Genomic DNA, 10,416 nt, shown 5'->3' on the forward strand with positions numbered 1-10,416 from the left:
TCAAATGAGTCCAACAATCCTTTGGTTATTGCTGGGGGCAATTCTCTGTTTGATGGAGCTGTTTGTCCCCACCGCTTTCGTGGAATTTATGATGGGTTTGAGTGCCCTCGCCGTCGCCGCTATCGCTCTGGTGGTGCCGAATTTCGCCCTCCAGGTGGTACTGTGGATTGCACTGTCGGCAGGTTCGATTTTCTTATCCCGCCGGATCCTGTCTCGCGGCAAACTCCCTCATACCCTCGCCGACGCCCAAGAGGCCCAAACCTTAACCGCAATTCCCCCCGGAGAAGCGGGACGGATCCTCTACGATGGTAACTCCTGGCGAGCGCGTTGCGACGACCCCCAACTGGCGATCGCACCCAATCAAAAAGTTCTGGTGGTGGGCCGCCAAGGCAATACCTTGGTTGTCGTTCCCGAATCTCTCCTGCATTCGTAAATCGCTTTTTTCTAATCCGGCGTTTCTGAGGCTTCCCCTGGGGTTAAATCCCCGCTATTCTCCCTCGATACGACGATTTTAACAAACCCAAACCCGGAGGTTTAACGTGGAATCAATCTTTATCATTGCTGCCGCTCTTTTCGGATTTTCTGGCATCGCCGGCTCGGTCAAAATCATCAACCAAGGAAACGAAGCCTTGGTGGAAACCTTGGGAAAATATAGCGGCAAAAAACTCGAACCCGGTCTCAACTTTGTGCTGCCTTTTTTAGACCAAGTGGTTTTCAAAGAAACCATCCGCGAAAAAGTATTAGATATTCCCCCGCAGCAATGTATCACTCGGGATAACGTGGCAATTACCGTGGATGCGGTGGTGTATTGGCGGATTATGGATATGGAGAAAGCCTATTATAAGGTAGAAAATCTCCAGTCGGCAATGGTCAATTTGGTGCTGACTCAAATTCGCTCGGAAATGGGCAAACTGGAACTGGACCAAACTTTTACCGCCCGCACGGAAATTAATGAAATCCTGTTGCGAGAACTGGATATCTCTACTGACCCTTGGGGGGTGAAAGTGACGCGGGTGGAACTGCGCGATATCGTTCCCTCGAAGGCAGTCCAGGATTCGATGGAATTGCAAATGGCGGCGGAACGTCGCAAGCGCGCGGCTATTTTAACCTCGGAAGGGGAACGGGATTCTGCGGTTAACAATGCCCGAGGTAAAGCCGAGGCGCAAGTGTTAGATGCAGAAGCACGACAAAAAGCAGCTATTCTCGATGCTGAAGCGCAACAAAAGGCGATTATTCTCAAAGCACAAGCTCAACGTCAAGAACAAGTGCTGAAAGCTCAAGCCACTGCAGAAGCACTGCAAATTATTGCCAAAACCCTGAAAACTGACCCGCAAGCTCGCGAATCCCTACAATTTTTACTGGCTCAAAATTATATTGAAATGGGCTTGAAAATTGGCAGCAGCGATAGCAGTAAGGTGATGTTTATGGACCCGCGCACTATCCCAGCTACCTTGGAAGGCATGCGCTCGATTGTCAGCGAACAACCGAACAATAGCGAAACCGTCTAACGGCTAAACCCCCGAGGATGAAGGAAAAATAACTTCCTTCATCCTTTCGTGATTCTTTGACTCGTTCTCCGACCAAAAAATTCCTCGCTTGCCCCGAAAAATATCTTTTAAAAAAGTTATTCAATTCGAGATTTAGTCGGCTTTTTTGAGTCGATTTTTAACCCTTAAAAAGCACAGAAAATCCCTCGCTTTAGGTGGGGGGTGAGCAGTACACAACCTCGGAGAATTCTATTCTGCAGTGGAGTCTTTTTCCTGTTCGAGAGCGCAGCGATCGCACAGACCAAAAAATTCTAAAGTATGATAAAATACTTTGAACTGGTGCGTGGTTTGTAGCTGGTTTTCTAACTCGTGAACCGGACACTCATCAATCGGAATGGATGCGCCACATTGCAAGCAGGTCAAGTGATGCTGGTCTTGATGAATGCAGCTATAAACAGACTCGCCATTTGCCAACGTCCGCACCTGAACCACTCCTTCGAGCTTCAACGCATCCAAGGCGCGATACACCGTTGCCAGTCCCACCCCTTGATTGCGCTTGCGTAGCTCCACATACATATCCTGAGCCGAAATCGAGCGATCCAGGGTGGTAAGCAGGTTGAGAATCCGTTCTTGAGAGCGAGTGCGTTTGACTGTCATGGTCACTGTGGTTATCGGCTTTTTCTGGGTGAGCCTGGGTGAATTAATAATTTAACACCACAAGAGGTGAAAAACGAAAACGCAAATATTGCGAGTTCGGGGATTAAAATGAAAGAGACACCAGCAACTGTTAAGCATTATCGCAAGAATTGAGGGCGAATCGCTGTGACTCAAAAAAAATATCAGGCTCATATCTATGTTACTCTGCGTCCCTCGGTGTTGGATCCGGCAGGAACCGCTGTAGAGTCTGGGGTGCAAAATATGGGATATGACAATGTAGAGGGGGTACGGATTGGCAAGTACATCGAACTAACTATCTCCTCGGGTAGCGAAGAGGAGGCGAGAGAACAACTCGATCGGATTTGCGATCGACTCTTGGCAAATCCGGTGATTGAAAATTATCGCTTCGATTTGAATGAAGTGTCTGCAACCATGAATGCGGGGGCAAAAGCGTGAAATTTGGCGTAGTCGTTTTTCCAGGTTCGAACTGCGATCGCGATGTGGTGTGGGTGACGCAAGGGTTGCTCAACCAACCCACGCGCTTGGTATGGCATCAGGAAACGGATATCTCGGATCTCGATGTGGTGGTTCTCCCGGGAGGTTTCAGCTACGGGGATTACCTGCGCTGCGGCGCGATCGCCCAGTTTTCTCCGGTAATGCCGGAAATTATCAACCATGCCGAAAGCGGCAAACTGGTGTTGGGCATTTGCAACGGTTTCCAAGTGCTAACTGAGGTGGGACTCCTACCTGGGGCGCTGATCCGCAACCGGGATTTGCACTTTATCTGCGATCCGGTGTCGGTGAAAATCGAAAATACCGATTTGCCCTGGACTTCGGCATATTCCCCCGGGGAAGTGGTCTCCCTTCCCATCGCGCATGGCGAGGGGCGCTACTATGCCGATGCAGATACCCTGGCGCAACTGGAAGACAATCACCAAGTAGTCTTCCGCTATTGTACGCCCGCCGGGGGAGTCAATGTGGCGGGGAATTGCAATGGGTCTTTGAACAATATTGCCGGGATTTGCAACCGCCAAGGGAATGTGTTGGGCATGATGCCCCACCCGGAACGCGCCTCGGATCCCATGCTCGGTCCCACCGATGGCAGAAAGTTGTTTGAAAGTTTGTTAAGCCCTGCATTTGCCGCAGTTTAATCCGGGTAAAATGTGGGGGGTGGCGGGAGAGTGTTTGATGACTCTCCCGGTTTGATTCTTAGCTGCAAGCCCGTTTTTCTACTGGTAATTTCAGGTGGAATAGTTAGAGGATACATTGCGTTTTATTCGGCTACAATGGATGGAGGTGAACCCGTGCGATCGCCGAAGTTAATGGCTTTAGTTATGGCCTTGTCCGTGGCGATGACGCCACAATTGGCAGTAGGTCAAACTGTGGAAGAGCTTTATCAGCAAGGCAATGCCGCATTTAATGCGGGCAATTTTGACGCGGCGGCAGAAATCTGGCGTCAGGTGATTGCCCAGGATGCCAATGATGCGGCAGCTTATGTGTGGTTGGGACTGTCTTTATTTTATCAGGAGCGAGTGGAGGATGCGATCGCCGCCTATCGCAATGCCCTGGAAATCGATCCGGAGAATGCCAGCGCTTATAATAATTTGGGAAATGCGTATAATGAGTTGAATAATGCCAGGGAAGCGATCGCGGCATATCGCCAAGCGCTGCAAATCAATCCCAATCAAGCGCAGACTTATTATAATTTAGGGGTGGCACTGAGTGCGGCCAATCGACTGGATGAGGCGATCGCGGCCTATGGCAGGGCGATCGAACTCAATCCCGACGACGCAGAAGCCTATGTGAAAGTGGGTCTCTTGCTGCAACGTCAGAATCAGTTGGATGAGGCGATCGCGACTTATCGGCAAGCGATTCAGTATAATGCCGAGTATCCCGAGGCTTATTTGAATTTGGGGTTAGCGCTGGCAAGTCAGGATAAAATCGACGAGGCGATCGCGGCATATCGTCAAGCCCTGGAAATCAATCCGAATTTAGCAGAAGCATATAATAACTTGGGGGTGATGTTCCGCCGCCAAGAAAATTGGGATGAAGCGCTGCAGGCATATCAACGGGCGATCGCCATCGAACCGGAACTGGCAACGGCGTATAATGGTTTGGCGGTGGTCTATCGCCAGCAGGGCAATCTCGACGAGGCGATCGCCTCTTATCAGCAAGCCCTCAGTTACCCCGATCGTCCCGCCTTACCCGCCAGCGCTCACACTTTGGCCTATAATGGGTTGGGGTTGGTGCTGCAAGAGCAAGGGAAAACTGAAGCGGCGATCGTCCAGTTTGAGCGGGCGATTGAATTAGACCCGAATTACCAACCCGCACAGTACAATCTGCGTCAAGCTTCGGCAGGGAATTAAGCCCCTGACAGGGTGATTCGTTGGCCTCGTTCCCCCGAGGGGGGAACGCCACTCCCGAGGGTGCGCCTCGCCGAAGTTCGCACAAGCACGACCGCACTTGATTAGGCGATCGCTTCTTGGAAGGGCAACTGCGATCGCTGACGTGCTGCGGCGACCAAGGATTGAAAGATCCGCTGATGAGAAGTATCCCCCGGCGAGAGTTCCGGATGCCATTGAACCGCGATCGCAAACCCACAGTGCTGATGTTCCACCGCCTCGATCGCGTTATCTTCCACCGAATGTGCCACCACTCGCCAACCGGGCGGAATCGTCCGCACCGCTTGGTGATGCCACGACACCACCGCCAATTCCGCATTCCCCACAATCCCCGCCAGACGACTTCCCGGCGCAACTCTCACATAGTGCTGCGAGGGATAAAGAAGTCCCGGGGAGGGATTCAGGCGATGGTTGACTTTCGTGCCATACTCATCCGGTATGTGAGCAATTAACGTGCCGCCACAGGCCACCACCAGCAGTTCCATCCCTCGACAAATTCCCAAAACCGGGACATCTCGATCCAGTGCCAAATGTGCCAAAGCCAGTTCCGATTCATCCCGCTCTCGGTCTATATTGTAGGTGAATTCGTGCGCCGTCCCGTTATATAAGGCGGGGTTGATATCCCCACCGCCAGATAAAATCAAACCATCTAATCGGTCTAAAATCGCCTCCGGATCCGGTTCTCCCGGCGGTAACATCACCGGGACGCCACCCGCCGCACGCACCGCATCCACATAGATCGCCATCAGGGAAAAAGCGGTGGCTCCATTTCGACCAGAGGTGGTAATTCCCACAAGGGGTGCTTTTAGAGATTGCGTCATATTTCAATGGGTTGAAAGGTCTATTGCTATATTCGGGGTTTGACAGAGAAAAGCAGTATAGCCGATCGCATTTTCCGGAAAAATTCGCGATCGGCTGGCGTTTTTTTATGGCTGTTAGGCGTTGGTGCGTGACCCCCGGATTCGATTGGGCGATCGCCCTACCCATTCAGTCGCGGGGGCCACACACCTTAATCTGGGAAAACAGTAACTCATGGGTTTATTGCCCTTGGCCATGATGCTCAAACCGTTTTTAGAAGATATCTGCATGCAAATAGAGTTTCTACGAACCCTTGCACCCTGTAACTCTGGCGATCGCATTAAGCCGCCTGAGTTTTGCCCGGGGCTAATGTCACCAAATAGGCTTCATTATTAACCGCCAAAAACACCGTCTCTTGACCCAATTCTACTAAAATTTCGGCCAATAACTCCTCAAGGGCTGCTTTCGCTTGTTTCAGACCCACTTCAGTCGTCCAAGCTTCAATTTCAAACACCGTTTCTTTGACCAATCCGTGATTTTCGCTGATGTAAAAGCCCAAAGCGGCTGGTTTGCAGGTTGCTCCACCAAAATGCGCTGAGAAGAGCTGATTGGCACGATCGACCCATGCGGCGGTATTGGCGGGATGGTCGATATCCTCGGTGGTGGGAATTAAAACGCGGATGTGGCGGGTGAAGTGCTGGCAGACTCGCACTTTCGAGCCTTGGCGAGTGGGGTTGGGAAACCGGCGATCGCCACAGTTGGGATGATAATCTACGCGATCGGTCATAATCCTGTCCTCTTTGAGGTAACACTCTTTTTATTATTGGGAGGCGATTTTTTATGCGTTGCGATCGCCGCAGGGCATATCCATCAGAATTGTTCGCGCCGTTTAACTCCCTTGAGTGATTCGCGATCGCTCCTTCTCCGGTGCAGCAGAGGCACCCCACCCGAAGCTCTGCCTCATTCTATCAACCGCCCTCAACCCCCGCCTTTTTGCCAACCCGCCAGATATTATATCCCCATCGCTCGCCCATGCCATTTTTTCAACCTTCCTACAGACTCACTCACTGTCAGCACACCGCCTGCCACCTGCTTATATTTCCTCCCCATCATTCAGGCCAAAAATATAGGACAAACCACACATAACTCGCCTCAGAGCGGCTCCGAACGCAAAAACCCCACCCTGGGGGCGGGGCTTTTTCCAGCCAAGCTGGTATTTATTCTAACGCCTCTCGCACAGAGTGAAAAATTCGCCGCAAAATCGAGTATAACTCAGCGCGATCGCCGCTTTCCCTGTCATCCTCCTCCCTGAATGCCAATTCTCGGTCTACCGTGCCCCCAGTGTCTTCATGGATTAAGGCTTCTAATTCCTGAGCCGCTGATGCGAGTTGTAACGATTCAATATCCTTTACCAGTAAAACCCGCTCGAGTTTGGCCACGATCGCTTGTCGCCGTTGCTCCGACCAACTCGCCTGTTGTTTTTCCCAATAGGATTCTAACTCAGAAAAAACCGCATTTTCTGCCAAGGGTTCGGCCATTTCCAGTAAATCTAACAGTCTATCTGCGGAAAAGAGTTCATCTCGCTCGAAGCTCAGTTCTGGGAACTCGGTTTCTAGGGCCGGGGTGAAACCCACGATCGCCCCCCAAGTCTGTTGCGGGTTCACTTCCACTGCAACATAGGCGATGCGATCGCCCATCACCAAATGTTCCGGAATCTCCAAACTTTCCACATCCGGCGGAAGTAGCAGACATTCCACCGTTCCTAAAAAGCACTGGTCCTCAAAAATCTCTAACTCTGCAAAATCTGAGAGAACCTGCAAATAGAGATTCCAAGCACTGCTGTTATCTATCCGACAATCATAGCCAAAACGATTCAGATAGCGAGCCACCACCCAAACAGCGATCGCCCGTTGACGAACCCCCTCCACTCGTTCCGGACTCACACCAGCGGTCAACTCAGCGAGGCGCTGGTGTAAACTCGGGGGAATCGGAACCCTTTGGCCAAATTGTGCCACGTTCAGTTCGGCAGTCATAATCAACCTCTTCAAATACTGTGAGTGTGCAAAAGCAATCGACAAAATGGGGAAATTACAATCAACGCCCGGGATAGAAATCGCACGTGAGCCAGCCCGAGCCAAGCCATGCGCCACAGCGCCATCGTTCCCCCGCGCCGACTCATTCCTTTCGTGAGAATCGCTCCAGACATGAGATTAAACTCGATCGCGAAGGCGATCGCCCATCCGTTTCAGTAGCGGATTCAGAGTGCGACTCCAGGCTGAATTCATCGCCCCTGGCGGCATGTCAAACGCTGCCGCCACTGTTTTCAAAGTCCATTTTTCCCCACAAGACGCACAATCATAAATCTTCAGCAGCACCGCTTGCGCCGTAATCGGAGGCGGTGGACTCTTGCGGACATACGTTCTCCGTAACTCCCCGGTAGGGTCGGTTTCAAACTCCTCGCGGACCAATTCCAGTCGCGGGATATCCCCATCGGGAACAGCCACCTCATCCAGATTCAGGCGTTCTCCCGTTCTGGCATCCCTGGGGTGAGAATGAATCGACGCTTGGTGTTCTTGCCGGAACCTGCGATACTCTCCCTTGCAATATTTATTCCAAAGGGTAATCGGGCTAGCACCGCCTTTATCCGGGTCATAGGCTTTTTCCGCCGCCGTCCCTTTCCCGCGAATCTCACCATTGATTTTGCGCTCGATGTAGTCCCAGGCGCGATGGGAAGCTTCCAGATAGAGAAGGTCGTTATCCCACTGCGGGGCTTCCCCCCGCCAAAAACAGCCCGGTGGCGCTTGCATCATTCGACGCAATCCCTGCTTTCGCAGGCGTTTGCGCGCTTTGGCTGACTTCGCCCGTAACGCCTCGCGAAAAATCCCTTTCAACTCTTCGTGGATAGGATGATTCAAATCCTCTGTCACCGTTCCCCTCCTCAAGTTAGTGGACTGGAAACGATTATCCCTCATCAATTGCATGTTTGACCTCCCAGTAAAAGAAACTATTGGCTGTTTAACTCGTTCCCAGCACATGCTGGGAACGCCCCGCTCGAGGCTCCGCCTCCCCCCCCAATCCATCTACGTGCAGATCCCACCGTCATGGAGGGGAGGGCACGCTCACCAGCGGATTCACCCCAATCCATAGCACGCCAAACCGGCCCAATGCACGGGATGCTGAAACGGGCATCCCTTATCCGCTGCATACTGGCGAATCAACTTTTCTGCATCGGTTGCTGGTTCCACTGGTTTCCCGTTCTTGTCGAGGCGTTCCCCTTCCGCCTTCACCGCCCGTTTCATCGCCTTGCTGTGATGCTCGCGAAACTCCGCCCCGGTCATTTGCCGCATCTCCCGTTGTGCCAGTTGCAGCGCCCGGGGACGATTCCGCCCCTGCTGGCGGTATTTGTGATACAAACTGGACAGCAACGCCGAGGAACAATCGTAAATCGACCATTGACTGGCAATCACCCCCCGCGCCCCGGCACAGAGGAAGCCGGTACTCACCGCCACCGGTTCGTCAATTCCACTGCGGGGCAGAAATAGGCCGGTTTCGCAACAAGACAAGTAAACCTCCTCCAGTTGCCGGAAACGCCAAGCCGGAGAAAACAGTTGACTGACGCTAATTGTGCCATCACTCAGCCGCAACCCGGACTCCAGAGGATTGTCAAAGCGACTTTGGGCGTGGTGAGTGCTGACCAGGCAGTTGGCAGTGGCGAGTAACTGGCGGTACGCTTCCCGGGTGGCGTTGGCCCCGATGAGTCGCCGTTGTCGGTCAACCTGGAACAGTTCCGCCACTTTCATCCCTTCAAAACAACTGAAAGGCAGGTCATCGGTGGCGTTTTCTGCCGTGGCATAGGTGGCATCGGAAACCGAGGGGCGATTGTGGCAAAAGCCGAGCACTTGCAAGCTGGGGGCATAACGCAGAAGGAATTTATCTCCCAGATATGTTTCGGGGAAAGCCGCTGCCGTGGGCTGTTGCGCCTGGGATTGGCCTTGTTTCGCGGTATTTAAGGGCAAGGCGGCGAAGGGGATGTGATGCAGCAACAGATGGGGCACCAGCACCAGTTCCTCCATGTCTTCCAGGTACTCTCGAATCAGGCGATCGAGTTCCAGTCGTTGGGAGAGTTCGGCCAGCAATCTGGGGAATTCCCGTTTCCATTTTTGTTTGCGCGGTTTGGGTTTCTCGTTCTGCCCGCCATACCCGGCATAGGGAACCACCCACTTTTCCCACAACCACCCTTGTAGGGTTTCGTAGCCCTGTCCTTTGCAGGTGAAGCAGTGGGGTTGGTGCGCTCCCGGGCGGAGGATGAAGATATGAGTATCCGCATCGGTGGTATAGAAGCTCAGCAGGGCGGTTTTCTCTTGCCGGAGGGGTTGAAAATCCGCCAGTTTCGGCGGTTGGAGTTCCCGCAGTTTGGCAACCGCTTCATCCATGCCGCTGAGTTGGTCGAGGATGGCTTGTTTTTGGTCTTCCAGGTGGGTAATTTCAACCGTAACCTCCGTGGCGGCGCGCAGTTGGCGGCGGTGAGAAACCCGGGACTTGGAGGGGGTCTGCGGGTCGTCCCCTGGCGATGGGGGGTTGTCTGCCGTTTCTGGTTCCCGGTATTCCTGACGTTTTTGCAGGATTTCCCCGTCTAACTCGTCCAGACGTTGCAGGCATTGCCGCACTTCCCGGGGGATATCGCCCCCTTGATAGAGGTCGGCAGTGGCCATCAAGTCTACCAGGCGTTTGGCTCTCACTCGTTCCACGATTTCCAGGGCGGTGGAGATGCGGTTGAGGTTGATAGCCGCTTGGATGGCGTTTTCGTAAACATGAAGAGACTCTCGCACAATCTGCTGCCGACGGTCTTCACTGAGGGCAGAACGGCGAGACCGTTCGATTGCTTCAATGGCAACCTGGTACTGGGTTAAGGCCGCTTGCCAATGCCCTTCCGTAAATTCTAGGTTGGCCCAATTGCGAGCGGTTTGCAGGCACTCCAGGGGAAAGAGCTCCGGCGTCCAGACGGTGAGGGCGGCTTGGTAGCACTCAATTGCCCGTTGCAGGTGGGCGGCGCGATCGCCGGTGGGCAGGTC

The 10,416-nt window shown here is 53.0% G+C and carries 11 protein-coding genes; 5 read left to right on the plus strand and 6 right to left on the minus strand.

Annotated features, from left to right (window positions below; all coding sequences use genetic code 11):
* Window positions 1-4 precede the first annotated feature (4 nt).
* Both AC0QH1_RS14025 and AC0QH1_RS14030 read left to right on the plus strand, forming a co-directional pair.
* Window positions 5-433 carry an NfeD family protein gene (locus tag AC0QH1_RS14025; protein WP_324631784.1) on the plus strand — a complete coding sequence of 143 codons (429 nt, stop codon included), beginning with the start codon at window positions 5-7 and terminating at the stop codon, window positions 431-433.
* 106 nt (window positions 434-539) lie between these two features.
* The gene (locus AC0QH1_RS14030) at window positions 540-1,508 is read left to right on the plus strand and encodes an SPFH domain-containing protein (RefSeq protein WP_324631785.1); all 969 of its coding nucleotides are present in this window, start codon (window positions 540-542) and stop codon (window positions 1,506-1,508) included.
* Between the two features lie 228 nt (window positions 1,509-1,736).
* Here the strand turns inward: AC0QH1_RS14030 and AC0QH1_RS14035 are convergent, their stop codons facing one another.
* On the minus strand, window positions 1,737-2,144 hold the full coding sequence (locus AC0QH1_RS14035; protein WP_324631786.1) for a Fur family transcriptional regulator: 408 nt from the start codon (window positions 2,142-2,144) through the stop codon (window positions 1,737-1,739).
* 165 nt (window positions 2,145-2,309) lie between these two features.
* On the opposite strand from AC0QH1_RS14035, the gene purS reads away from it, so the two are divergent.
* The 3 genes from purS (at window position 2,310) to AC0QH1_RS14050 (ending at window position 4,510) form a co-directional block, all read left to right on the plus strand.
* Window positions 2,310-2,600, plus strand: coding sequence for a phosphoribosylformylglycinamidine synthase subunit PurS (gene purS / locus AC0QH1_RS14040; protein WP_324631787.1), 291 nt, complete (start codon window positions 2,310-2,312; stop codon window positions 2,598-2,600).
* Window positions 2,597-3,295, plus strand: coding sequence for a phosphoribosylformylglycinamidine synthase subunit PurQ (gene purQ / locus AC0QH1_RS14045; protein WP_324631788.1), 699 nt, complete (start codon window positions 2,597-2,599; stop codon window positions 3,293-3,295). Before purS ends, purQ begins: the two co-directional genes overlap by 4 nt.
* A 135-nt stretch (window positions 3,296-3,430) precedes the next feature.
* Window positions 3,431-4,510, plus strand: a complete 1,080-nt coding sequence (locus AC0QH1_RS14050) for a tetratricopeptide repeat protein (RefSeq protein ID WP_324631789.1) — start codon at window positions 3,431-3,433, stop codon at window positions 4,508-4,510.
* A gap of 101 nt (window positions 4,511-4,611) precedes the next feature.
* Here the strand turns inward: AC0QH1_RS14050 and AC0QH1_RS14055 are convergent, their stop codons facing one another.
* The 5 genes from AC0QH1_RS14055 to AC0QH1_RS14075 all read right to left on the minus strand — a co-directional run.
* The gene (locus tag AC0QH1_RS14055; protein WP_324631790.1) at window positions 4,612-5,367 is read right to left on the minus strand and encodes a gamma-glutamyl-gamma-aminobutyrate hydrolase family protein; all 756 of its coding nucleotides are present in this window, start codon (window positions 5,365-5,367) and stop codon (window positions 4,612-4,614) included.
* A gap of 317 nt (window positions 5,368-5,684) precedes the next feature.
* Window positions 5,685-6,131 (minus strand): hypothetical protein, encoded by a 447-nt coding sequence (locus AC0QH1_RS14060; RefSeq protein ID WP_324631792.1) that lies wholly within the window; start codon window positions 6,129-6,131, stop codon window positions 5,685-5,687.
* A 430-nt stretch (window positions 6,132-6,561) separates the two neighbouring features.
* Complete coding sequence (locus tag AC0QH1_RS14065) at window positions 6,562-7,377, minus strand: DUF1822 family protein (RefSeq protein ID WP_324631793.1); 816 nt, start codon at window positions 7,375-7,377, stop codon at window positions 6,562-6,564.
* A gap of 177 nt (window positions 7,378-7,554) precedes the next feature.
* Window positions 7,555-8,271, minus strand: a complete 717-nt coding sequence (locus tag AC0QH1_RS14070; protein ID WP_324631794.1) for a hypothetical protein — start codon at window positions 8,269-8,271, stop codon at window positions 7,555-7,557.
* Window positions 8,272-8,475: 204 nt separating this feature from the next.
* The coding region (locus AC0QH1_RS14075; RefSeq protein ID WP_324631795.1) for a CHAT domain-containing protein at window positions 8,476-10,416 on the minus strand (1,941 nt) is incomplete at its 5' end.

This window comes from Phormidium sp. CCY1219 (assembly GCF_055795085.1).